Genomic DNA, 23,095 nt, shown 5'->3' with positions numbered 1-23,095 from the left:
ATGCTCAGCATTAATAAAATAATCAATTTCAGTGTCACAGTTTTTGCTGTGACATTGTTTTTTGGTTGCCAAAGCAATTTTAAAGACATTCAAAAAATAAATGTTTCAGAGTTTATGGCTTCCGGCGAAGCGGATTCCGTTAATCTGAAATACACCGATTCCGGTAAAATTAAAGCTATTTTGGTTAGTCCTAAAATGTTAGATTACGCTACCGTTCTTTATCCATTCACTGAATTTCCAAATGGAATTGAAGTGACTTTGTTTGACCAAAATGGCAAAAAAAACTTTATCAAATCAGATTATGCCATCACTTTCAAGGGTACAGATATTATAGACATGCAAGGAAATGTAAAAATGACTTCAGAAGGCGGACAGTATTTGGAAACAGAGCAACTTTATTACGACCAAAAAAACGAGTGGTTTTTTACCGAAAAAAAGTTTAAATTTACTGACCCTTATAAAGGTGAAACAAAAGGCGACGGACTTGATTTTAGCAAAGATTTTAAACGAATCAACTTTCAAAAAGTTTCAGGTGTAATCAACGAAGCAGAATAAATTAGTGGGCAGTAACAGTTCTCAGTGAACAGACAACCGATAACAGACAACAGTCATGACATATTTAAAATATATTCAATATTTTTATCTTTTTGCAGCCGGATTTTTTATTTATCAAGGTTTTTCCAATTTGAATTCAGAGGAAAAAAGCCCATGGTTAATGTTCTTTTTTGCAGCCATGGCTATTTTTATGTTCTTTTTTAGAAGACGATTTTTGAATAAAATGGATAACCGAAATAAGTAATTAGCAACGATGGAAATCAGTATCATTTTCATTTGTTTACTGCTTTCGGCATTTTTTTCCGGAATGGAAATTGCATTTGTTTCTTCCAATAAAGTTTACCTTGGAATCGAAAAAATGCAAGATGGTTTTGTAGCTAAGATTCTAACCAAAATCACGCAAAATCCCTCTAAATTCATTGCCTCGATGTTGGTGGGAAACAACATCACTTTAGTTGTCTACGGATTTACAATGGGTGATTTAATCATAAAAATGATTTACCCTGAGTTCATCGATAATGATGATTTGCCTTTTCAGGTTTTAATGATTCAAACGTTGATTTCTACAGCTATCATCTTGATTACGGCAGAGTTTCTTCCGAAAGTTTTTTTTCAAATTTACGCGAACACCTTTATCAAAATTTTTGCCGTTCCGGCTTATTTTTTTTATCAATTACTTTATTATATATCTTCTTTTGTCATTTGGATATCCGATTTTTTTCTTAGAAAACTGTTTAAAACAGAGGGTGACGAAGCTCAACTTTTTTTCAGTAAAGTTGAATTAGGGAATTTTATTACCGAACAAATGAATGCCGTGGAAGACCATGAAACGGTTGATTCTGAAATTCAAATTTTTCAAAACGCACTCGAGTTTTCTGGTGTAAAAGCCAGGGACATTATGATTCCTCGCACTGAAATCTCTGCGGTTGAAATTCATGATTCTGTGAAAGAATTGAAATCACTTTTTATTGAAACGGGATTTTCCAAAATAATGGTTTATCAATCATCTTTAGATGATATTATTGGTTATGTGCATTCATTTGAATTATTCCGTAAACCTAGAACAATCAAGTCCGTCATGATTCCGGTTGAATTTGTGCCGGAAACGATGTTTATCAAAGATGTGATGAATTTATTGACCAAAAAAAGAAAAAGTGTAGCTATCGTTTTGGATGAATACGGAGGAACTTCTGGAATGATTACCATTGAAGACATTGTAGAAGAACTTTTTGGTGAAATTGAAGACGAGCATGATTCAGATGAAACACTGATTGAAGAACAATTAAGTGAAAAAGAGTTCCGGTTCTCAACCCGGTTGGATGTGGAGTACATCAACGACGTATATAAATTAAATATTCCTGAAGAAGACTCCTATTCAACTTTGGGTGGATTTATTGTAAATCACGCCAAGGAAATTCCTCAAAAAGGAGAAGTTATCGAAATCAACAATTTCCAATTTATTATAGAAGAAGCTTCTACCAAGAAAATTGAGCAGGTTAAAATGATAATTGACCATTCTGATTAAAGAAAAACACTACAATTTTTTACATAAAACAGAATATAGTTCTGTTTACTACCAGATTATTTTTTTTGAGATAAAAAATCAACAAAATATCTTAAATTCTTTATAATTATTTCACAGATAATTGTATTTTCGCAAACTGAAATAAAATTAAACATAAATAGAAATGGCGATTTTAGGAAAAATTAGACAACGTTCATTTATTCTTATAGTGATTATTGCGTTGGCATTATTCTCTTTTGTATTAGCAGATGTAATTCAAAGTGGCGGTTTTAGCCAAACTTCAAACAATGTAGGAAGCATTAATGGAAAAGACATTCCGTTTGAAGAGTTTAGAATAAAAGTTGGAAATGCAGAAAAATCAGGTCAAGGGATGTCTAACATTCAAGCGGTTAATCAAGTTTGGAATCAAGAAATCAATTTGGCTTTATTGTCCGAAGAATTAGAGAAATTAGGTATCAGAATTGGTGAAAATCACTTGATTGAAACGTTAAAAGCGGATCCTAACTTTGGTCAGAATCCTTCTTTTCAAAATGAATTAAAACAATTTGATATCAACAAATACAGAGAGTATATTAAATCCAGCTCTAACCAAGACGAGGTTAAGTATTTTGAAAACGTTGAAGAAAATGCAAACATCAATGCAAAATATCAATTGTATAGTAGTTTGGTTAAATCAGGCTTTTTTACCACTCAAAATGATGCCAAATTCAAATACAACTTAGAAAACAAAAAAGTTACATTTGATTTTGTTGCGGTTCCTTATTCTTCAGTAAAAGATAGCGACGTAAAAGTTACTGATGCTGAAATTATTGAATACATGAAAAAGAATGAGAAAAAATACAAAGCTGATGAAACACGTGAGATTGAATACGTTGTTATCGAAGATCAACCTTCGGAAGCAGATAAAAACGAAATAAAAAATAAATTAAATTCATTTTTGTCTTCACGAGTTGTTTATAACAAAGAAACAAATGCAAACGATACACTTCCAAGTTTTTCAGCAACAACAGATGTTATTAAATTTGTAAATGAAAATTCTCAATTCCCTTACGATTCAACCTATATCGGAAAATCTGATTTACCTGCTGAGCATTCGGAAGCTATTTTCAATTTAGCTGATGGTCAAGTTTATGGTCCTTATCAATATGGAGATTATTTTGCTTTGAGCCGTTCAATGGGAAGAAAAGCGGGAGCAAAAGCCAGAGCAAGTCACATTTTGATTAGCTTCACCGGATCAAAAGCACAACCTAAAGAAGATAGAACAAAAGAAGAAGCAAAAGTAAAAGCGGAAGGGATTTTAGCAGAAGTTACTGCAAATCCTGATTCATTCACTATGCAAGCTTTTACAGCTTCGGAAGATCAAGGTTCTGCTCAAAGAGGTGGAGATTTAGATTTCTTCGGTCCCGGTCAAATGGTTCCTGCATTTAATGATTTCGTTTTCAACAATCCAATTGGAAAAGTTGGTTTAGTAGAAACTGAATTTGGTTACCACATTATTAAAGTAACCGATAAGCAAGACGCTATTCGTTTAGCAACCATTGCTCAAAAAATTGAAGCATCTGAAAAAACATCTGAAAATGCGTATACAAACGCAGTGAAATTTGAATTAGCAGCGAATGAAAAATCGTTTGAAACTGCTGCAAAAGAGGCTAAATTAACAGTTAATCCATCAGTTCGCGTTAAAGCATTAGATGAAATGTTGGGTCAGTACGGTTCACAAAGACAAGTAATCCGTTGGGCGTTTGAAAAAGATACGGATGTGAATGATGTAAAACGTTTCGAATTACCTAAAGTAGGTCATTTAATTGCAAAATTGAAAAAAGTTAATGAAGAAGGTTTATTAGCTATTGAAGATGCAAGAATTCAAGTAGAACCTATTCTAAAAAATAAGAAGAAAGCAGAAAAAATCATGGCCAAAATGAAGGCTACTTCCTTGGATGCGATTGCAAAAGCAAATGCTGTACAAGTGCAAACGGCTACAGATGTTACGTTAGAGAATCCTTCAGTAGCTTCTGCGGGTTACGAACCTAAAGTAGTTGGTACAGCTTTTGGTACGGCTGCTAATAAACTTTCTGCACCAATTGAAGGAAATGCGAGTGTGTTTGTTGTAAAAACTACCAAAGTAACAGAACCGTTACCTTCGAAAGATTTTACTACACAAGTGAATGCTTTAAAATCTCAAAATGCATCTGCAGTAGGTAGAGTGTTTGGTGCATTAAAAGAGAAAGCAGATATTAAAGATAATCGATTACAGTTTAATTATTAATTCAAACTGCATTGAATTTAAAAATCCCAACCTTTTAAAGAGTTGGGATTTTTTTATTTTAAAATCATTTCGTCATAACGAAGAATAGTTTCAAAACCTCGTTCGTTAAAATAGTGACTTGGATCATCTTTTGAGATGACAAGCACAAAATCCCCGCCCCAAGCTCCTAAACTCTTAATAACTCCTTTAAAATCGTCAAACAAGGCTTCTTTGATGGTAATGGTTTCCAACACTTCGCTCATAATACTTTCGTGTTTTTCCATTTCATATACAAATGATTTTAAATCGGAAGACGAAAGGATAGAATTCGTAATCTTATTGATTTTATCAATAGTTTTTCCAACGTTGTGTTGGTTGTTGATATAGTTAGCAATGGCCGATTTACTACTTTGTTTTCTGTTTAAATAGACAAAATACAAATGGTTTCTAAATTCAGGATAAAATTCAACCGTTTTAAATTGAGGTTGATTGTTGATTAATTGATATACGATGGGCGAATCTCTTTTTGCACAAGCAATATCATAACCACTCCCGCCAAAACTTCGGTTTAACAGTTCAAAAGCATCAATATTTAACCATTGACCTATATTGTTAATTAAGGTAGAAGATGTTCCCAAACCCCAATTTTTTGGAAATGTCAAATTGGTTTCGATGTTAAAACCATTTCTATCTAAAAAATCCGGATTCATTTGAAAAGCTTCATGCAAAATTTCCAATAACGTATTTTTTACTGAATTTTCTGCATCAAACTGTTTATTAATGATTTCGTCAAACGTAAAGGCATCTTCAAACCAAACACTTCCGTCTTGATCAAAACTTTTCCATAGAATTTGTTCAGACGGAATTGGTTTAACAATTAAATTCTGTCCAAATTTAGTCGGTAAAGCTAAAGCTAAGGCTCCGTCAAGAACTACATATTCTCCGGTTAGGAGTAATTTTCCGTTGCTGTAAAAGGTTTGTTTCAAGGTGATTTATTTTCTAATTTCCTCCAAAAATCCCGCCACAGATGCATGTGAAATCGTATTGTCTTTAAAATATTCCGCTACTTTTACTCTTTCTTCTGCAGTAGCATGATATTGATTTAAAATATTGTTGATGTGCATTTTCATGTGACCTTCCTGAATGCCTTTTGTCGTCAATGATCGTAAGGCGGAAAAATTTTGAGCCAATCCAACAGCGGCCACAATTTGCATTAATTCACGAGCCGATGGTTTTTCTAAAATCTCCAAATTTAATTTCACTAAAGGATGTAGCGAAGTTAAACCGCCCACAGTTCCTAACGCTAACGGAATTTCTAACCAAAATTTAAAAACACCATTTTCAATTGTAGCGTGTGATAAACTGCTGTATTTCCCATTGCGGGAAGCATAAGCATGTGCTCCGGCTTCCACGGCTCTAAAATCGTTTCCTGTAGCTAGCACAACTGAATCAATTCCGTTCATAATACCTTTGTTGTGTGTTACCGCACGATACGGTTCGATTTGAGCAATTTGAACAGCTCGAACAAACTTTTCGGCAAATTCTTTTGGGTTTTCGATTTGTTTTTCAGCTAATTCTTCAATTGAACAGGAAACTTCTGCTCGAACGATGCAATTTGTCACATAATTCGACAAAATACTCATCACTACTTCAATGTTTTTTTCTTCTTCCGAAAAAGATTCAAAAATGTTAGCTTCGTGTTTCAAGGTTTTTGCAAATTGCTCCAAACAAGAATTGATAAAATTCGCACCCATGCTGTCTTTGGTTTCAAAAGTAGAATGCAATTGATAATAATTGTCTAAATCAGCAGTTTTATCATTCAAAATGATATCCAAAATCCCACCACCACGTTTTTGCATATTTTTAGTGATGCTTTCCGTTTCTTCGTAGAATTTTGATTTCGTTTGATTAAAAAAATCAACTAATTTTGATTTATCTCCTTTATAAATAAAATGAACTTGTCCAATTTTTTCGGTATTCAAAACCGTTGTTTTAAATCCGCCACGTTTTGACCAAAATTTAGCCGATTTAGCTGCTGCTGCCACGACAGAACTTTCTTCAATCACCATCGGAACAGTATAATTTTTTCCGTTGATGTTGAAATTTGGTGCAATTCCCAAAGGTAAATAAAAATTGGAAATCGTATTTTCGATGAATTCGTCGTGCAATTGTTGCAGTTTTTCATCCGTATTCCAGTAGTTTTTGACTAAGGAAATAGCTTCTTCAGGTTGTGAAAAATACTGTTTGGCAATCCATTCAATTTTCTCGTTTTTGGATAGTTTTGAAAATCCGGAAATTTCGTGATTCATATTTGTGGCTTATTGAAGTGCAAAGATACTACTTAGGTAAATAAAACTTAAAGTGAATTTTTGTATTTTATTAAACCAAATACTATGATTTCGTTAGTTTCCATTTTTACTTTATAAACAACAGTATAACCTTTGAAAATATAATCTCTGATTGATTCATCTTCAAAATAAATTGATTTTCTGTAATGAAAAGGTTTTTTTAAATCTTTAGAAATACTTCTCAATAAATCTACTTTGAATTTTCGGGCTGCTTTTGGTTTGTCTTTAGAAATGTATTCAATAAGTTCAGAAAGTAAGTTGGTAAATTTTTCTGAAAAACTAATCTTCATATTTTGTAATTATTTTTTCCATAACCAAATCCAATTCCTCCATAGAAATACATTTAGATTTTCCATTTTCAATATCTTCTAATTCCTTTTCCAAAATGGCTTTGTTTTTCTCAAAATAAGGATCTTCTTGAATGATTTGAACTTCATCTTCAGGAAATGAGCGAAGTAATTCAAGAATTTTTGATTTTAAGTTGGTTTGAAATTGAATACGAATGGTTTCCATAGCCTATTGTTTTGTAAACAAATTTAATAAAAATATAAATCGAAATAATTTTATTCTCTTTTCTTTCAATCACAGAGAAACTAAAATCGCTATTTAACAGAAAAAAACTCGTTTTATTCCAATTTTTTCACTAAAATTGAATCTTTTTTTAACGCATTTATAATGAATCAATTTTCAAAACTCGTTTGTTTCTTACTTTTAGTATCCGCTACGGCTATTGGTCAGCAAAAAATTACCTTAGAAGACATCTGGTCTTCAGGTACTTTCAGGGCAAAAGGAATGGATGCCTTGCAAGCCTTAAAAAACACAAACCAATATACGGTATTAAATGTAGATAGAACTTCACGCACTTTTCAAATTGATTTGTATGATTTTGCGACGTTAAAAAAAGTAAATACATTGATAGACACAAAAAATCATTCAGAATTAAAGTCCATTGATAGTTACACATTTAATGCGGCAGAAACTCAGTTGTTAATCGCGATGAATTCAGATGCAATATACCGCCATTCCTCTGTTGCCGATTTTTATATCTACGATATCGCTTCTAAAAAATTACAAAAAATAGCCGATTATAAGATTCAAGAGCCTACCTTTTCTCCTGATGGAAAGAAAATCGCTTATGGTTATCAAAATAATTTATATGTGTATGATTTAGCTTCTGCAAAACATACTCAAATTACATCAGACGGAAAGAAAAATCATATTATCAACGGAATTACCGACTGGGTGTATGAAGAAGAATTTGCGTTCGTAAGAGCGTTTGATTGGAATAGTTCGAGTACACATTTGGCTTACATTAAATTTGATGAAACCAATGTTCCTGAATTTTCAATGGATGTTTTTGGTAAAGATTTATATCCGTCACAACAAGTATTTAAATACCCAAAAGCCGGTGAGAAAAATGCATTGGTTTCTTTACATACGTATGAAGTAGCTTCAAATCAAACACAAAACATCAATTTGAGTCAGTATAATGATTTTTACATTGCTCGAATGAAATGGACCAATGAGGCGAATGCGTTGAGTATTCAAGTCTTAAACCGTCATCAAAATAAGTTGGATTTACTTTTTGTGGATGCTAAAACCGGAACGACAAAAGTAGTTTTAAACGAAAAAGATGCTGCTTATGTGGACGTAACGGATAATTTGACCTTTTTGAAAGACAATAGTTTTATTTGGACTTCCGAAAAAGATGGATTTAATCACATCTATCATTATGATAAAAACGGAAAACTTCGCAACCAAATTACCAAAGGAAATTGGGAAGTAACTTCCTATTATGGTTTTGATGAGAAAAACGGTCAAGTTTATTATCAATCGGTTGAAAATGGTTCCATCAACCGTGATGTGTATAAAATTAAATTAGATGGAAAAAATAAAGTGCGTTTAACGAATAAAACCGGAACCAATAAGGCAACTTTCAGTCCTAATTTCCAATTTTTCATTAATTCTTTTTCAAGTTCAAGTGAACCAACTTCTTATACTTTACACAATTCTAAAGACGGAAAGCAAGTTCAATCCATAGTTGATAATAAAGAATTAGCTTCCAAACTAGAAAGTTACAATCTTCCTACCAAAGAATTCTTCGAATTAACGACCGAAAAAGGACATAAATTGAATGCCTACATCATCAAACCGAAAGATTTTGATGCGACAAAAAAATACCCGCTATTATTATTTCAATACAGCGGACCGGGTTCGCAACAAGTGGCGAATCAATGGTTGGGTGCGAATGATTATTGGCACATGCTTTTGGCTCAAGAGGGTTATTTAGTTGCTTGTGTAGATGGAAGAGGAACTGGATTCAAAGGAGCAGCTTTTAAAAAAGTAACCCAAAAAGAATTAGGTAAATACGAAGTCGAAGACCAAATTGATGCCACAAAAGTATTTGGAAATTACCCTTATATCGATAAAACCCGCATCGGAATTTGGGGTTGGAGTTACGGCGGTTTTATGTCGAGCAACTGTCTTTTAAAAGGGAATGATGTGTTTAAAATGGCTATTGCGGTGGCTCCGGTAACCAACTGGCGTTTTTATGACTCGATTTATACGGAAAGATACATGCAAACCCCACAAGAAAATGCGAGTGGTTATGATGATAATTCACCCATAAATCACGTGGATAAACTAAAAGGAAATTACCTAATTATTCATGGTACAGCCGATGATAATGTACATTTTCAAAACGCAACCCGCATGATTCGTGCGTTGCAATTGGCCAACAAACAGTTTGATCAAGCCATTTATCCCGATACGAATCACGGAATTTATGGTGGAAAAATACGATTACAATTATATACAAAAATGACTAACTATATTAAACAAAATCTTTAACTAACCAAAACAAATTTTATGAGTGAAGTAGCAGTTAAATCCGGACATCCAAAAGGATTATGGGTACTTTTCGGAACCGAAATGTGGGAGCGTTTCAATTTCTATGGAATGAGAGCCATCTTAACCTTATTTATGGTAAATGCCTTAATGATGAAAGAAGATGAGGCATCCATAATTTATGGTGGATTTCTCGGGTTGTGTTATTTGACCCCTATGTTAGGAGGATTTATAGCCGACCGGTTTTTAGGAAACCGAAATTGTATCATGATTGGTGGTGTGATGATGGCAATCGGACAAATTATGTTGTTTTTTAGTGCTAGTATTTTTGGTTCGAATTTAGGTTTAGCAAACGGTTTATTATGGGGAGCACTAGGAATTATTGTATTTGGTAACGGATTTTTTAAGCCAAATATTTCCTCAATGGTTGGAAGCTTGTATCCTAAACAAGAAAAATCAAAGTTAGATACCGCTTTTACAATCTTTTACATGGGAATAAACATCGGTGCATTTTTAGGACAATTTATTTGCCCTTGGGTTGGAGATGTGAAAAATGAAGTGGTTATGGCTGACGGGTCTTTAAATATGATTCGCGACGTTCATGCCTTCAAATATGGGTTTTTAGCTGCCGGTATAGCTATGATTTTAGGGACAATTATATTTTATATCTTAAAAAACAAATACGTTATAACTCCTGAGGGAAAACCAATTGGGGGATTGCCATCCGGTCACGATGCCTCTGATTATGAAGAAGGAGAATCCATGAAAGCTGAGTTCTCAATGGGTTCTATCATGATTACAATTGGTGTGTTTCTTGCAATTTTTGCCGCTTTTTATTTTAATACTGACGGTACCAATGTGGTGAAATTATATATCTACCCATTCATTTATGCAAGTGGTGTAGCCCTTGCTACCTTAATTTTGTTAGATAAAACATTGACAAAAGTGGAAACGCAAAGAATTTGGGTAATCTACATTATGTCGTTTTTTATCATTTTCTTTTGGGCAGCCTTCGAACAAGCGGGTTCTTCGCTAACGTTTATTGCAGATAATCAAACCGATAGAGATATTTTTGGTTGGAACATGCCGCCATCGATGGTACAAATTTTCAATGGAATTTTTGTGGTAATGTTAGCGTTTCCATTTAGTATGTTGTGGGACAAATTAAGAGCAAAAAACATTGAACCACTTTCAACGGTTAAACAATCATTAGGATTATTGTTGATTGCTGTGAGTTATTTTATTATCGCCAACAATGTTAAAGATCTAGGTAATTCAGGATTATTAGCAATCAAATGGTTGATTTTATTATACTTAATCCAAACAGTTGCTGAGTTATGTTTATCACCTATCGGATTATCATTAGTAGGTAAATTGGCACCAAAACGTTTTGCTTCTCTTGCTTATGGAGTATTCTTTATTTCGAGTGCAGCGGGCTACGCATTGTCAGGAACGTTAGGGTCAATTCTTCCGGCTACCGGCGATAAATTTAAAAAAGCAGAGGAACTAGGAATTGATTTGCAAGGGGTTTTAGATAAAACCATCACACCAACTCCGGAACAATTAAAACTTTTAACTGAAAATCAAATAAATGACCATTACAAATCTTTTGCAGGTTTTGAAATTCAAAATTTATATGATTTCTTTATGGTATTCGTCGTACTTTGTGGTATAGCAGCATTAATTTTGTTCTTATTAACACCAATGATTAAGAAGATGATGCACGGTGTTCGATAATAACGGCATCATTTTTGAAAATAAATTTTAAAATAATATTTTTATGAAAAAGATAATTTTGCTTTTTGCTTTAATAGTAGTTTCTTTCGCACAAGCACAAGAAATTAAGTGGATGACTTTTGATGAAGCAATGGCTTTGCAAAAGAAAAATCCAAAACCAATTTTTATGGATGTCTATACCGATTGGTGTGGACCATGTAAAATGTTGGATAAAAATACGTTTCAAACCAAAGAATTTGCTGACTATATCAATGCCAATTATTATGCTGTAAAATTCAACGGTGAAGGAAATAATGAAGTTAACTATAAAGGTAAAAAATATTCCAATCCGGGATATGATGCTAACCGAAAAGGGAGAAACAGCATGCATGAATTTACAAGCTTTTTAAAAGTAGAAGGCTATCCTTCGATGTATGTAATGGATAAAAAAGGAGAAATTGCCAAAGTAATTGTTGGTTATTATCAAGCAGATCAATTATTAGCTGAACTAAAAGAAGTTAAATAATGAAAAAAACATTTTTATTTTTGTTTTTTCTTGGTGTAGTTAATGGTGTTTCTGCACAAGAATTGACTTGGCATACAGACATCAATAAAGCCATTGGAATATCATCGCAAACAAACAAACCAATGCTTTTGTTTTTTACCGGAAGTGACTGGTGTGGATGGTGTATCAAATTACAAAAAGAAGTTTTTTTAAAACCGGAGTTTAAAGAATGGGCCAATAATGTTGTGTTAGTTGAACTGGATTTTCCCAGAAAAACAAAATTAGAACCTGCTTTGGCTCAACAAAATGCCCAGTTGCAACAAATTTTTCAAGTTTCCGGTTATCCAACAATTTGGTTTGTAACTCCACAGAAAATAGGTGAACAAATTAATCTTCAACAGCTTGGAAAAACAGGTTATGTTGGTGGCGGGCCATCAAAATGGATTGAAGTGGCAAATCAGTTTATTGCAAAAAAATAAATAGTTAGTCGAGACTAATTCGATAATATCCCTTTTCGCTGGTTGAGTGAAAAGGGATATTTTTTTGCCGACAGGTTCTTTCCCACTTTTCAATTAACGTTTTGTAATTACTACCGTCTGCAATAATAATTTTGGGATTTATTTCAGTAATTAATCGCTCAAAATTAATTTTTGGAGATTGTGTCAATAAAACAACTTCCGGTTTTTTAGGAAGTTTATAAATCCCTCTTTCATCAATCACTAGCAGTTTAGTCTGATGAATTAAGTATACATTTTGTAGTCGGGTAATACTATCAATTGTACCAAAATTATTTTGTATGTAATTTTTCACCACATAGTTTGAATTGACCAAGGAATCATTGCTATGCAAAGTGATTGAGTTGTTAACTTTACTTGCTAAAATAGTCTTTTTTGGGTATTGGAAAATGATAAATTCATTTTGGTTTTTATGAAACGCTAAGGAACCAATAATTGAAGTTTGGAAAATTAAAAGGGTAGTCAAAGTTATGATACTTCCTTTGAATGTTGGTTTTTTGATGTAAAGAATAATACAGATAATTGTCAAAAGCGAACAAAGTAAGATAGAAAAATTAAACGGTATATCTTTGATAATAAATTGTTCATATGAAGAAACATAACGCACATACCCATTCATAAATCCTATTAATCCTGAAAGAAATTCAACTAAAAGAGTAAAATAAATACCTAACGCAGAGAGAAGAATGCTTACCATTCCGGTAATTAAAATCAATGTTAGTGATGGAATAATTACCAAGTTGGTGATAAAAAATAAACCGGGAAATTGATGAAAATAGTAAATGCTCAAAGGTAAAACACCAATTTGAGCAGCAAAGGAAACCGTTAGAATATCATAAAAATAACCAATAATTTTATTTTTTGGAGTCCATAGTTTGCTGAGTAAAGGTTGTATGGTTACGATTGAAAAAACGGCACAATAACTCAATTGGAAACCTACATCAAAAATAAAATTGGGTTTAAACAGAAGCAAAATTAGAATAGACGAACCTAATGTATTGTAAATATTTGTCTCTCGATTCATATACATTCCAATACTCACAAAAGTAAACATAGTAACAGCTCGCACAACAGAAGCAGATAAACCGGAGAGCAGAGCAAACGACCATAAAATTATAATCAAAAGAAACGGTGTAATGACTCTGCCATAGCGAATATGTTCGATAGGTTTTAATAAAGCTTTAAAAAAGTAGAGTAAAATTCCAATATGTAATCCTGAAATTGCCAAGATGTGAATCGCTCCCGATTTGGAATAATTATCTAACGTTTCTTGCTCAATATTTTGGCGTTGTCCTAAAAATAAGGCTTTGATGATATTTATTCTTTCTGTGGTTATGTTTTCATTTTCAAAAAAAGCTACAACTTTGTTTCTGGTTTTTTCTAACTGAAAATTCAAGTTTTCTTGTTTGGCAATAACTTTATAGTTTTGGTTTTCTAAATACAATTGATCAAAAACATCCTTTTTTTCCAAATAAGCAGCATAGTCAAATTGATAGGGATTGTGTGGTCTAATGATGGGTTTAATGATTGCATTGGCTAAGATTTTATCACCAATTTCAAATTCTTTTTCCGCATCTTTTTTATTTAAAATAACTAGAAGTTTTCCTTTTGATGCTCTTTCATTGATGGATTCAACTTCCAAAAAATACTTAAAAGAATATTGATTAGGTTTTAGTTTTTCTGAAATAATACCGCTCACGAGATTTTTTTCTGCAGATTGATAAGCTGAATTCGAATAATGCGAAGCCTGATTTTTAGGATAGTGAATTGCAAAAAGAAATATTCCAATTGTGAAAGCTAAAGCATAAGAGGAAATTCCGAAACTAATTCGAAATTTCAAATTCTTTCGAATTAAAAAGTAAAAAACAAAAAAAGGAACTAACGCTACCAAAACTATGAGTAGTGCCAAATGAACATCCGGTTTGATTTTGTTGGAAATTAAAATCCCTAAAATCAAACAGATGGTAATAACTATAGTAGGAAATTTTATCACCTTCATAAAAACGAAAGTAATAAAAAAATTAATTAGTAAGAAAAATTATAGTAAAAGTTCAGGTTAAAAATGTTCATCAGACAAAACCCGATTGGCTTGAACAAAGGTTCGTTGGTAGTAAGGCTCTTTTGTAGAAGACACAATGACACCACGTTGCACAGAGGAGTGAATAAATAAAATTTCATCATCCCGCACTTCGGTTACTAAACCAACATGATTGATAACACCACGGCTACTGGTTTTAAAAAACACCAAATCACCTTTTTTAATGTCTTTCAGCTTAAGTTTTTGACCCACTTTAGACATGTCGTTGGAACTTCTGGGTAAAGAAATATCATAGGTTTTAAAAACGGTGCTTACTAAACCGGAGCAATCCATTCCTGCAGTGGTTGTTCCGCCACCACGATAACGAACGCCTTCGTATTGCATTGCAGAACTAATGAGTTGTTTTACAAAGTAGGAGGTATTGTCATCATCCGGAACAAAATCGTCATCGTCAGATTCAGTTATTCTTGATTTTTTGGAAGTTTTTGCAGTTTCAGTTACTTTCTTTTCTGTTGTATTTTTGGTGTTTTTAGCAATAGCCTTCGTGTTTTTTGGAGCTGTATAAATACCTTTTTTCTCGGCTTCGCTCTTACTGGTTACAATGCCGGAAGAGGTAGATTTACATCCTACCAAAAAGAGCAACAAAAATGTTATGATGACTGCGTTTTTCAAAAATTTTTAATTTTCACAAAGTTAAAAAATAGATTTTACAGAATCAAGAAATATCGGCTACAATTAATTTCGCAACTTTTTCGCTAGCTCCTTCGCCGCCTAATTTTTGTTCTAACTGATGGTATTTTTCAATTAATTTTTCACGGTGTTTTTCGTCTAAAATTTTCGTCAATTCGGATTTTATTTTTTTCGAATTACAATCATTTTGAATCAGTTCGGTTACTACTTCTTCATCCATAATTAAGTTGACAAGCGAAATATATTTCAAAGTAATGATGCGTTTGGCAATTTGATATGAAATCCAATTTCCTTTATAACAAACCACTTCCGGGACTTTAAACAAGGCAGTTTCCAAAGTAGCTGTTCCTGATGTAACCAAAGCTGCATGAGCAACACTCAACAAATCATATGTTTTATTCGAAATAAAATGAACGGCTTGGTTGGTCAAAAATTGATTGTAAAACGCATAATCTTGTCCAGGAGCTCCGGCAATTACAAATTGGTAATCCGGAAAATCATTCACAACAGCCAACATTTCATGTAAAAGTTTGCTGATTTCTTGTTTTCGGCTTCCGGGTAAAAGAGCAACAATAGGTCTATGATCTAAATTATTTTCTCTTCTAAAAGTAGATTCGTCCACTTTTGTTCGATGGTGGATCGCATCAATCAAGGGATGACCCACAAATTCAACTGGAAAATGATGTTTCTTTTCATAAAAATCTTTTTCAAAGGGAAGAATCACATACAATTTATCAAAATCGCGTTTGATGTTTTTGATTCGGTTTTCTTTCCATGCCCAAATTTGAGGCGAAATATAGTAATGAGTTGGAATTTTTTTCTTTTTGGCCCATTCGGCAATTCGCATATTAAAACCCGGATAATCTATAAAAATGATGACATCAGGTTGAAACTGCTCAATGTCTTTTTTGCAAAAAGCGATATTATTTAAAATTGTTTTTAGGTTAAAAAGTACTTCGGCAAAACCCATAAAAGCTAATTCTTTGTAATGTTTTACTAAAGTTCCTCCTGCTTTTTGCATCAAATCGCCTCCCCAAAACCGAATAGTAGCTTGAGCGTCTTCTTTGTGAAGAGCTTTTATTAAATTCGAACCGTGTAAATCGCCCGAAGCTTCCCCGGCTATGATGTAATACTTCATTTTATACAAATAAGGTAACAATAGTTAAAATAATTGTAGCAAAAACTACTCCACGAGCCATCAGTTCTTTATTAAATTTTAATAGAGCAAAAAATACGATTACATTAATTACAGCCCCAAGAGCAATTAGTTTTCCAAGCGAATTTTGAGATTTTAAAGCAATTACTCCGTCTGCAAATTCAAAATTTGTAAACAAAGTGATGAAAAGAAATACACCTATAAAAGCTCCAATAATTCCGATGATAAATCCGATGAGTAAATCTGTTTTTTGCATTATCAATTAAATTTATACGTGTTTAGTTTTTGTATGGCATGATGAGCCGTCAAGTCAAATTGAACGGGTACAATTGAAATATAACCATTAGCAAGTGCCCATTCATCAGTATCTTCACCTTTGTCTTGGTTGATGAATTCGCCTGTGAGCCAATAATAATCTTTTCCTTGTGGTGTTTTGCGTTTATCAAATTCTTCTTTCCAAAAAGCTTTTGCTTGTCGGCATACTTTAATGCCTTTTAACTCTTCTTCTTTTAATTTTGGAAAGTTAACGTTTAAAATAACACCCTCCGGCAAACCGTTCTCCAATACTTGCGAAGCAATGGTTTTAATTGCATTTTTTATAGGCTCAAAATCGGCATTCCAATCATAATCTAACAATGAGAAACCAATGGCAGGAATTCCTTCAATGCCGGCTTCCACAGCGGCACTCATCGTTCCTGAATAGATAACATTAATCGAGGAGTTAGAGCCATGATTCACACCTGAAACACACAAATCAGGCTTTTGTTTCAAGATTTCATTTACAGCTAATTTTACACAATCCACTGGTGTTCCGGAACAACTGTATTCTTCTTTTACATCCGAATCAAAATTTACTTTGTTAATAAAAAGCGTGTTATTGATAGTAATGGCATGACCCATTGCACTTTGAGGACTATCCGGTGCCACCACCACCACATCGCCCAATTGTTTCATTACGTCAATCAAAGCCCTGATGCCAGGAGCAGAAATCCCATCGTCATTTGTAACCAGAATAAGCGGTTTTTTACTCATTGTATATGTTTACTTTTGAATTTAGTTGGATTATAAACCACAAATTTAGTTTTATCGTATCCTAAAGAAAACAAAATTAACTCTTTTTAAGATTTTGAAGCGTAACAAATTTCATAACTTTGTTTGGTTAAGTAATTTTTTTGAAATTAATTTACTAAAAATTAAAAACGCTAAAAGAAGTGGCATAGTTTTTATGACTACTTAGAAAGAAAGATAATGAAAACCATATTGCTATTTATGAAAAGAAATTTCAAGTTGGTGTTATTGGCAGTTGTTCTGTCGGTTTCACTATTGGCATTTAATGCTATAGATTCTAAAAAGAGTGTAAGTTCTGATCCTGAAAAAGATAAACTTTTAATTGAGTTATTAACTTTTGTGATTGAACGCGGTCACTATGATCCTGCAGCAATTGATGATAATCTGTCAAAAGGAATTTATAAAGATTATATTGAAGCCTTAGATCCTTCTAAGCGATTTTTTCTGCAATCGGATATCGATGAATTTTCTAAATATGAAACTTTAATTGACGACCAAATCAAAAACAAAGATTTGTCTTTTTTTGATTTGACGTATAATCTCTATCTAAAAAGAATGCAGGAAAGTCAGAAATATTATAAAGATATTTTAGACAAACCATTTGATTATACAGTTGATGAAACCATCAACACTGAATATGAAAAGCTCCCCTATGCAAAAAATACTGATGAGTTAAAAGAACGTTGGAGAAAACAAATCAAACTTTCTACTTTATCATCCTTAACCGATAGAATTAAGTTACAGGAAGATCAAAAGAATGGCGTTGTTGATGAAAATAACAAAGAAACTAAAGAAAAAAAGAAAGAAGAAAAGCCCAAAACGTTTGAAGAACTTGAAAAAGAAACGAGAGAAAGTTCGTTAAAATCCTTAGATGATTATTTTACATTTATCAAAGAATTAGACAGAAACGATTGGTTTGGTGTGTTTGTCAATGCCATTGCATCACGTTTTGATCCACACACAAATTACATGGCACCCGACGATAAAGAGCGATTTGATGTAAGCATCAGTGGCAAATTTGAAGGAATAGGTGCTCGTTTACAAAAGAAAAACGATTTAACTGAAATCACTGAATTAATTTCAGGAGGTCCCGCTTGGAGAGGAAAAGAACTTGAACAAGGCGATATCATTTTAAAAGTTGCTCAAGGTAATGAAGAGCCTGTTGACATTGTTGGGATGCGATTGGACAATGTCGTTAAAAAAATAAAGGGACCAAAAGGGACTGAAGTTCGCCTAACCGTAAAAAAAGTAGACGGAACCATGAAAGTAATTTCCTTAATTCGTGACATGGTTGAAACCGAAGAAACCTACGCAAAATCAAGTGTGGTAGAAAGAAATGGAATGAAATATGGTATTATTTACTTACCTAAATTCTACATCGATTTTGAAAACCAAGACAGTCGTGATGCCGGAAAAGATGTAGCTATCGAAGTTGAACGATTAAAGGCTCAGGGGGTAAAAGGCATCATCATGGATGTTCGAGATAATGGAGGAGGCTCATTAAAAACAGCCGTTGATATTACCGGATTGTTTATTGAACAAGGACCGGTAGTTCAAATCAAATCGGCCGGAACAAAAAAAGAAGTTTTATACGATAGAGACCCAAAAATCCAATGGGATGGTCCTTTGGTTGTCATGGTTAATAATTTTTCAGCATCGGCATCAGAAATTTTAGCTGCTGCGATACAAGACTATAAAAGAGGTGTTGTAATTGGTAGTAAGCAAACCTACGGAAAAGGAACTGTTCAAAATGTGATTGATTTAAATCAATTTGTTCGCGGAAATACTGTAGGCGATTTAGGAGCTTTAAAAACTACTACTCAAAAATTCTACAGGATTAACGGAGGTTCAACACAATTAGAAGGGGTAACCAGCGATGTTGAAATGCCGGATCGTTATTCGTATATTGACATAGGTGAAAGAGATTTGGATAATGCCATGCCTTGGACAAAAATTGATCCAGCTCAATTTACCATTTGGGATAAGCAAACTAATTTTGATCGTGCCGTTGAAAACAGTAAAACCAGAATGGCTCAAGATGAACATTTTCAATTGATTGAAAAAAGTGCACGATGGACAAAAGAACGTAGAGATGCTTCAGTTTATAGTCTAAAATTAGATACTTTTACCGCAGAACAAAATAGTTTGGAAGAAAAAAGTAAACAATTCAAACCCATTTCAGATTATAAAAATGATTTGGTATTCAAACCAATTCCGCAAGATTTTGAATTGATGAATAAAGATGAATCCTTTAAAGAAAAAAGAGAGCGTTGGTTTGAGAGTCTTTCCAAAGATATTTATGTAGAAGAAGCATTAAATGTTTTAGATGATTTGCAATCAAAACCGGTAGTCAAAGGAAAAGTAGATTTAAAGAAAAAAATTGTAAAATCATAAACGGCAAATTGTATCTTTGAACACTAGTTGAAAAAGAAATTAATGTCCAAAAGTAATCAGTCGTTAACTAATATAGCACTTCAGAAATTCCGAAAGAATTTTTGGGGTGTTTTTAGTTTTGGTTACATCGTGCTGATGATTTTTTTGGCATTTTTTGCTTATGTTTTAGCACCCGATAATTCCGAAAATGCAAATCAAATGCATTTATCTATCCATTCAAAATCGCCTGGTTTTCAAGTTCAAATGTTAGCTGTTCCTTCTGAAAAAATGATTAGTAAAACCTTAAAAGGATATTTATTTGGTCATCCGAATCAAGTTACTGAAATTCCGATTTTAGAGTATAAAGTAGTAGGAAATGCCATTCAGTATATTGAGTATACAGAAGACATTGATTTAAAACAAACCAAAGAAATAAGTTTAGATAAGTTTATTGGTTTTTCCTCTATTCAAGAAGTTGAAAATGAATTAATCACTACAAAAAAATTCTACCTCGGAACTGATAAATACGGTCGAGATTTGTTAAGTAGAATGTTGGTTGGTTCACGGGTTTCTATTTCTATCGGATTTGTTGCCGTTTTAATTTCCGTAGTAGTCGGACTTTTTTTTGGAGCTCTCGGGGGCTATTATGGCGGAAAAGTTGATGCTCTGGTGATGTGGTTGGTGAATGTGATATGGTCAATTCCAACACTTTTATTAGTTATTGCCATTACACTTGCACTCGGAAAAGGATTTTGGCAGGTTTTTGTGGCGGTAGGATTAACCATGTGGGTGGAAGTAGCCCGTGTGGTCAGAGGTCAGATTATCAGTGTGAAAGAAATGCAGTATGTCACCGCTGCACGGGCGTTAGGGTTTTCGGATATGCGAATTATTTTAAATCACATCATTCCCAATATTATGGCACCGGTAATTGTGATTTCTGCAGCAAATTTTGCTTCTGCTATTTTAGTGGAAAGCGGTTTGAGTTTTTTAGGTTTGGGAGCACAACCACCTATTCCAAGTTGGGGGGGTATGATTAAAGACCATTACAGTTATATTATTTTAGGAAAACCTTATTTGGCATTGGTTCCCGGAACAGCTATTATGCTCATTACGCTAGCTTTTATGATGACAGGTAACTCCTTGCGAGATGCTCTGGATGTAAAGCAATAAAAAAACCACGCTTTCACGTGGTTTGATTGGTTAGTTTCTAACTTTTCCTAATTTTTTTTGAGCATCTTCAACATCTGCCTCAAGTTCTTTTATTTTAATTTGTTGTTTGCTAATCTTGATGTTTTCTTTTTCGATTTCAATATCTGTTAGTTTGCCTTTTCGCTTCTTTTTTTCAAGACTTTCTATGTTCTTTTGAAGTGATTTCTTTTCTTTTGCCAATCTATTTTGAGATTTCGAAACGCTTTTCTCGGCTGAGCTAACTCTTTTTTGTTGTTTTTCAAACTGTTTTACTTCTTTTTCGTGTTTCTTTTGATCACTGGTTAACTTCTTAGCTTCTTTTTCGGCCTGCTTTTGAGCTTTTTCAGCCTTTTTTGCTGCTTTTTCCTCTGCTTTTTGTGCCTTTTCTTTTTCTTTTAAAGCTTTCTCTTGGGCAATTTTAATTTCTTAAGCGGTTTTAGTTTCTTCAACAAGAATCCCTGTTTTGATTAGAGTGTCAGCGTTTGTTTTTGTTATTTGTGCTTGGCTCATAGACGAGATTAGCAAAACCAAAAGGATACTAATTTTAAATTTCATAATGGGGTATAAATTAAATTAAACAAATTAATGTATCTCAAAAGAGTAACTTTTTTAATACATTTACAAAGTTAGCAATAATCATTCCCGTTTTTTTAGAATTAATAAATTTTTAAATGTATAAATTAAGTTTTGTATCAACATTGATTCTTATTTTATTTTTATCTGTTTCATGTAGAGATAATTATGTTTTAAATGATGCTGGTTCTGATGCTTCAACCGACAGGACTGAATTGACGAAAATAAATTGGAATGAGTTCGATTTTTACCCCACCTCTACAACTGGACAAGTTATTCGCCACAATTTTTACGCACTTTCTTATCATGAAGAACACGAGCAGGCTGAATGGGTTGCCTATGAATTGAAATCCTCATATTCTTCTAAATATGATTACAAAAGGCCCTATTTTATTGAAGATCCTAAAGTGAAAACAGGTTCAGCAGATTGGCGGAATTATAAAAATTCTGGCTATGACAAAGGCCATTTGTGTCCGGCTGGCGACATGAAGTTTTCAAAACAAGCTTATAATGAAACGTTTTATACTTCTAATATTTCGCCACAAAAAGCTGATTTTAATGCTGGTGTTTGGAATCGTTTGGAACAAAAAGTTCGCTATTGGGCCGATAAATATGATGGGTTATATGTAATCACCGGTGGAATCTTGGATGCTAATTTGAAAACAATTGGTGAAGAAGATGTTTCTGTTCCGGATTATTTTTACAAAATTCTATTTGATGTTTCAAATGATAAACCACGAATAATTGCTTTTTTAGTTCCGCACAAAAACAGCGACCGACCACTTTATGAGTTTGTTGTTTCTGTTGATGAGTTGGAGGAGTTAACCGGAATTGATTTCTTTCATCATTTGCCGAATGAAATCGAAAACCAAATTGAAAAAAATGCGGATTACAAATCATGGAGTTTTAATTGATTATGAAGAACACATTATTATTTTTATTGATGATACTATCAAATGAAAATTTTGGTCAAGAGTTAAAAGTGATGACCTATAATATTCGATTAGACATTGACAGTGATGGAGAAAACAGTTGGCCAAATCGAAAAGAAAAAGTTTCTGATTTAATTCAATTTTATGAACCGGATATTTTTGGAATTCAAGAAGGATTGCCAAATCAAGTTCAATATTTAGATTCTGTTTTAACGGAGTATAAAGCGTTTGGAGCGGGAAGAGATGGAGTATTAAAAGGTGAACATAGTTCTATTTTTTACAAAAAAAACACATATGAATTAATCGAGTTTGATACGTTTTGGTTATCTGAAACTCCCTATGAAGTTTCAAAAGGATGGGATGCCGCTTTAAACAGAATTTGTACGTTTGGATTATTCAAGAATAAAGAAACAAAGCAATTTTTTTGGGTTTTTAATACACATTTTGATCATGTGGGAGAAATTGCCCGAGCTAAAAGTGCTCAGTTGATTCATCAGAAAGTTTCACAGGTAAACAAAAAAGATTATCCGATTGTCATTATGGGAGATTTTAACTTAGAACCGAATTCTGAGCCTATTTTATTTTTATCTAATCAATACATTCATTCAAAAAGTGTTTCCAAGTTGAGTTATAACTCCGGTGGAACTTTTAATGCGTTTGATTTTCATAAACCAATTAGTAAAGAAAGAGAAATTGATCATATTTTTGTTTCAAAAAAATCTTTTGAAGTCAAAAAATATGCAGTTTTAACGGATAGTTATTCTTGTAAATATCCCTCTGATCATTTTCCTGTATTTGTAGAGTTAGAGTTTTTAAAATAA

The 23,095-nt window shown here is 33.0% G+C and carries 22 protein-coding genes; 12 read left to right on the top strand and 10 right to left on the bottom strand.

The features are described from left to right. From lptC to ACIQ0M_RS01530, 4 genes are all read left to right on the top strand, one after another. Entirely contained in the window at nucleotides 1-555 is a 555-nt protein-coding gene (gene lptC, locus ACIQ0M_RS01545) for an LPS export ABC transporter periplasmic protein LptC (RefSeq protein WP_396149020.1), read from the top strand. Nucleotides 556-610: 55 nt separating this feature from the next. Continuing rightward, entirely contained in the window at nucleotides 611-799 is a 189-nt protein-coding gene (locus tag ACIQ0M_RS01540; RefSeq protein ID WP_396149018.1) for a hypothetical protein, read from the top strand. Between the two features lie 9 nt (nucleotides 800-808). Continuing rightward, a complete protein-coding gene (locus tag ACIQ0M_RS01535) occupies nucleotides 809-2,080 on the top strand; it encodes a hemolysin family protein (protein WP_396149016.1) in 1,272 nt (423 codons plus the stop codon). Nucleotides 2,081-2,243: 163 nt separating this feature from the next. Continuing rightward, nucleotides 2,244-4,346 carry a peptidylprolyl isomerase gene (locus tag ACIQ0M_RS01530; RefSeq protein WP_396149014.1) on the top strand — a complete coding sequence of 701 codons (2,103 nt, stop codon included), beginning with the start codon at nucleotides 2,244-2,246 and terminating at the stop codon, nucleotides 4,344-4,346. A gap of 53 nt (nucleotides 4,347-4,399) precedes the next feature. Here ACIQ0M_RS01530 and ACIQ0M_RS01525 read toward each other — a convergent pair whose 3' ends face one another. The 4 genes from ACIQ0M_RS01525 to ACIQ0M_RS01510 are packed head-to-tail and all read right to left on the bottom strand — an operon-like array spanning nucleotide 4,400 to nucleotide 7,186. Further along, the gene (locus tag ACIQ0M_RS01525) at nucleotides 4,400-5,311 is read right to left on the bottom strand and encodes a GYDIA family GHMP kinase (protein ID WP_396149012.1); all 912 of its coding nucleotides are present in this window, start codon (nucleotides 5,309-5,311) and stop codon (nucleotides 4,400-4,402) included. 6 nt (nucleotides 5,312-5,317) lie between these two features. Then, nucleotides 5,318-6,634: a hydroxymethylglutaryl-CoA reductase, degradative gene (locus tag ACIQ0M_RS01520; RefSeq protein WP_396149010.1), complete on the bottom strand. Its 1,317-nt coding sequence runs from the start codon at nucleotides 6,632-6,634 to the stop codon at nucleotides 5,318-5,320. Nucleotides 6,635-6,681: 47 nt separating this feature from the next. Further along, a complete protein-coding gene (locus ACIQ0M_RS01515; protein WP_396149008.1) occupies nucleotides 6,682-6,963 on the bottom strand; it encodes a type II toxin-antitoxin system RelE/ParE family toxin in 282 nt (93 codons plus the stop codon). After that, nucleotides 6,953-7,186: a hypothetical protein gene (locus ACIQ0M_RS01510; protein WP_396149006.1), complete on the bottom strand. Its 234-nt coding sequence runs from the start codon at nucleotides 7,184-7,186 to the stop codon at nucleotides 6,953-6,955. The genes ACIQ0M_RS01515 and ACIQ0M_RS01510 overlap by 11 nt, the downstream gene beginning before the upstream one ends. A 162-nt stretch (nucleotides 7,187-7,348) precedes the next feature. Between ACIQ0M_RS01510 and ACIQ0M_RS01505 the strand changes: the two genes are divergently transcribed. The 4 genes from ACIQ0M_RS01505 to ACIQ0M_RS01490 are packed head-to-tail and all read left to right on the top strand — an operon-like array spanning nucleotide 7,349 to nucleotide 12,220. Then, a complete protein-coding gene (locus ACIQ0M_RS01505; RefSeq protein ID WP_396149004.1) occupies nucleotides 7,349-9,523 on the top strand; it encodes a S9 family peptidase in 2,175 nt (724 codons plus the stop codon). 18 nt (nucleotides 9,524-9,541) lie between these two features. Continuing rightward, nucleotides 9,542-11,257, top strand: coding sequence for a peptide MFS transporter (locus ACIQ0M_RS01500; RefSeq protein ID WP_396149002.1), 1,716 nt, complete (start codon nucleotides 9,542-9,544; stop codon nucleotides 11,255-11,257). A gap of 43 nt (nucleotides 11,258-11,300) precedes the next feature. Continuing rightward, nucleotides 11,301-11,762: a thioredoxin family protein gene (locus ACIQ0M_RS01495; protein ID WP_396149000.1), complete on the top strand. Its 462-nt coding sequence runs from the start codon at nucleotides 11,301-11,303 to the stop codon at nucleotides 11,760-11,762. Next, nucleotides 11,762-12,220 (top strand): thioredoxin family protein, encoded by a 459-nt coding sequence (locus tag ACIQ0M_RS01490; RefSeq protein ID WP_396148998.1) that lies wholly within the window; start codon nucleotides 11,762-11,764, stop codon nucleotides 12,218-12,220. Before ACIQ0M_RS01495 ends, ACIQ0M_RS01490 begins: the two co-directional genes overlap by 1 nt. Nucleotides 12,221-12,224: 4 nt before the next feature. Here the strand turns inward: ACIQ0M_RS01490 and ACIQ0M_RS01485 are convergent, their stop codons facing one another. From ACIQ0M_RS01485 to surE, 5 genes are read right to left on the bottom strand one after another with little or no spacing between them, the layout of a single operon-like run. After that, nucleotides 12,225-14,255 carry a ComEC/Rec2 family competence protein gene (locus ACIQ0M_RS01485; RefSeq protein WP_396148996.1) on the bottom strand — a complete coding sequence of 677 codons (2,031 nt, stop codon included), beginning with the start codon at nucleotides 14,253-14,255 and terminating at the stop codon, nucleotides 12,225-12,227. Nucleotides 14,256-14,312: 57 nt separating this feature from the next. After that, a complete protein-coding gene (locus tag ACIQ0M_RS01480) occupies nucleotides 14,313-14,966 on the bottom strand; it encodes a C40 family peptidase (RefSeq protein WP_396148994.1) in 654 nt (217 codons plus the stop codon). A gap of 43 nt (nucleotides 14,967-15,009) precedes the next feature. Beyond that, nucleotides 15,010-16,122, bottom strand: coding sequence for a lipid-A-disaccharide synthase (lpxB, locus tag ACIQ0M_RS01475; protein ID WP_396148992.1), 1,113 nt, complete (start codon nucleotides 16,120-16,122; stop codon nucleotides 15,010-15,012). A gap of 1 nt (nucleotide 16,123) precedes the next feature. Then, nucleotides 16,124-16,396 (bottom strand): hypothetical protein, encoded by a 273-nt coding sequence (locus ACIQ0M_RS01470; RefSeq protein WP_396148990.1) that lies wholly within the window; start codon nucleotides 16,394-16,396, stop codon nucleotides 16,124-16,126. 2 nt (nucleotides 16,397-16,398) lie between these two features. Next, a complete protein-coding gene (surE, locus tag ACIQ0M_RS01465) occupies nucleotides 16,399-17,172 on the bottom strand; it encodes a 5'/3'-nucleotidase SurE (protein WP_396148988.1) in 774 nt (257 codons plus the stop codon). Between the two features lie 216 nt (nucleotides 17,173-17,388). Here surE and ACIQ0M_RS01460 point away from each other — a divergent pair, with 216 nt between their 5' ends. Continuing rightward, a complete protein-coding gene (locus ACIQ0M_RS01460; RefSeq protein ID WP_396148986.1) occupies nucleotides 17,389-19,602 on the top strand; it encodes a carboxy terminal-processing peptidase in 2,214 nt (737 codons plus the stop codon). A gap of 42 nt (nucleotides 19,603-19,644) precedes the next feature. Continuing rightward, nucleotides 19,645-20,751: an ABC transporter permease gene (locus tag ACIQ0M_RS01455; RefSeq protein WP_396148984.1), complete on the top strand. Its 1,107-nt coding sequence runs from the start codon at nucleotides 19,645-19,647 to the stop codon at nucleotides 20,749-20,751. A 30-nt stretch (nucleotides 20,752-20,781) separates the two neighbouring features. Here the strand turns inward: ACIQ0M_RS01455 and ACIQ0M_RS01450 are convergent, their stop codons facing one another. Then, nucleotides 20,782-20,970, bottom strand: a complete 189-nt coding sequence (locus ACIQ0M_RS01450) for a hypothetical protein (RefSeq protein ID WP_396148982.1) — start codon at nucleotides 20,968-20,970, stop codon at nucleotides 20,782-20,784. A 470-nt stretch (nucleotides 20,971-21,440) separates the two neighbouring features. On the opposite strand from ACIQ0M_RS01450, the gene ACIQ0M_RS01445 reads away from it, so the two are divergent. Together ACIQ0M_RS01445 and ACIQ0M_RS01440 are read left to right on the top strand one after the other, a co-directional pair. Then, on the top strand, nucleotides 21,441-22,256 hold the full coding sequence (locus ACIQ0M_RS01445) for a DNA/RNA non-specific endonuclease (protein WP_396148980.1): 816 nt from the start codon (nucleotides 21,441-21,443) through the stop codon (nucleotides 22,254-22,256). A 2-nt stretch (nucleotides 22,257-22,258) separates the two neighbouring features. Beyond that, entirely contained in the window at nucleotides 22,259-23,095 is an 837-nt protein-coding gene (locus ACIQ0M_RS01440; protein WP_396148978.1) for an endonuclease/exonuclease/phosphatase family protein, read from the top strand.

The organism is Flavobacterium sp. (genome assembly GCF_044339515.1).
In the GTDB taxonomy this organism is placed as follows: Bacteria; Bacteroidota; Bacteroidia; order Flavobacteriales; family Flavobacteriaceae; genus Flavobacterium.
The sequence above is the reverse complement of the archived record's forward strand: the minus strand, read 5'-3'. Positions and strand labels throughout refer to the sequence as shown.

Coding starts and splice junctions, on each gene's coding strand:
- ACIQ0M_RS01485 (WP_396148996.1), bottom strand. CDS start 14,255: ATGAAGGTGATAAAATTTCCTACTATAGTTATTACCATCTGTTTGATT.
- ACIQ0M_RS01540 (WP_396149018.1), top strand. CDS start 611: ATGACATATTTAAAATATATTCAATATTTTTATCTTTTTGCAGCCGGA.
- ACIQ0M_RS01530 (WP_396149014.1), top strand. CDS start 2,244: ATGGCGATTTTAGGAAAAATTAGACAACGTTCATTTATTCTTATAGTG.
- ACIQ0M_RS01460 (WP_396148986.1), top strand. CDS start 17,389: ATGAAAACCATATTGCTATTTATGAAAAGAAATTTCAAGTTGGTGTTA.
- ACIQ0M_RS01515 (WP_396149008.1), bottom strand. CDS start 6,963: ATGAAGATTAGTTTTTCAGAAAAATTTACCAACTTACTTTCTGAACTT.
- ACIQ0M_RS01455 (WP_396148984.1), top strand. CDS start 19,645: ATGTCCAAAAGTAATCAGTCGTTAACTAATATAGCACTTCAGAAATTC.
- lpxB (WP_396148992.1), bottom strand. CDS start 16,122: ATGAAGTATTACATCATAGCCGGGGAAGCTTCGGGCGATTTACACGGT.
- ACIQ0M_RS01510 (WP_396149006.1), bottom strand. CDS start 7,186: ATGGAAACCATTCGTATTCAATTTCAAACCAACTTAAAATCAAAAATT.
- ACIQ0M_RS01535 (WP_396149016.1), top strand. CDS start 809: ATGGAAATCAGTATCATTTTCATTTGTTTACTGCTTTCGGCATTTTTT.
- ACIQ0M_RS01470 (WP_396148990.1), bottom strand. CDS start 16,396: ATGCAAAAAACAGATTTACTCATCGGATTTATCATCGGAATTATTGGA.
- ACIQ0M_RS01490 (WP_396148998.1), top strand. CDS start 11,762: ATGAAAAAAACATTTTTATTTTTGTTTTTTCTTGGTGTAGTTAATGGT.
- ACIQ0M_RS01495 (WP_396149000.1), top strand. CDS start 11,301: ATGAAAAAGATAATTTTGCTTTTTGCTTTAATAGTAGTTTCTTTCGCA.
- lptC (WP_396149020.1), top strand. CDS start 1: ATGCTCAGCATTAATAAAATAATCAATTTCAGTGTCACAGTTTTTGCT.
- surE (WP_396148988.1), bottom strand. CDS start 17,172: ATGAGTAAAAAACCGCTTATTCTGGTTACAAATGACGATGGGATTTCT.
- ACIQ0M_RS01505 (WP_396149004.1), top strand. CDS start 7,349: ATGAATCAATTTTCAAAACTCGTTTGTTTCTTACTTTTAGTATCCGCT.
- ACIQ0M_RS01445 (WP_396148980.1), top strand. CDS start 21,441: ATGTATAAATTAAGTTTTGTATCAACATTGATTCTTATTTTATTTTTA.
- ACIQ0M_RS01500 (WP_396149002.1), top strand. CDS start 9,542: ATGAGTGAAGTAGCAGTTAAATCCGGACATCCAAAAGGATTATGGGTA.
- ACIQ0M_RS01520 (WP_396149010.1), bottom strand. CDS start 6,634: ATGAATCACGAAATTTCCGGATTTTCAAAACTATCCAAAAACGAGAAA.
- ACIQ0M_RS01440 (WP_396148978.1), top strand. CDS start 22,259: ATGAAGAACACATTATTATTTTTATTGATGATACTATCAAATGAAAAT.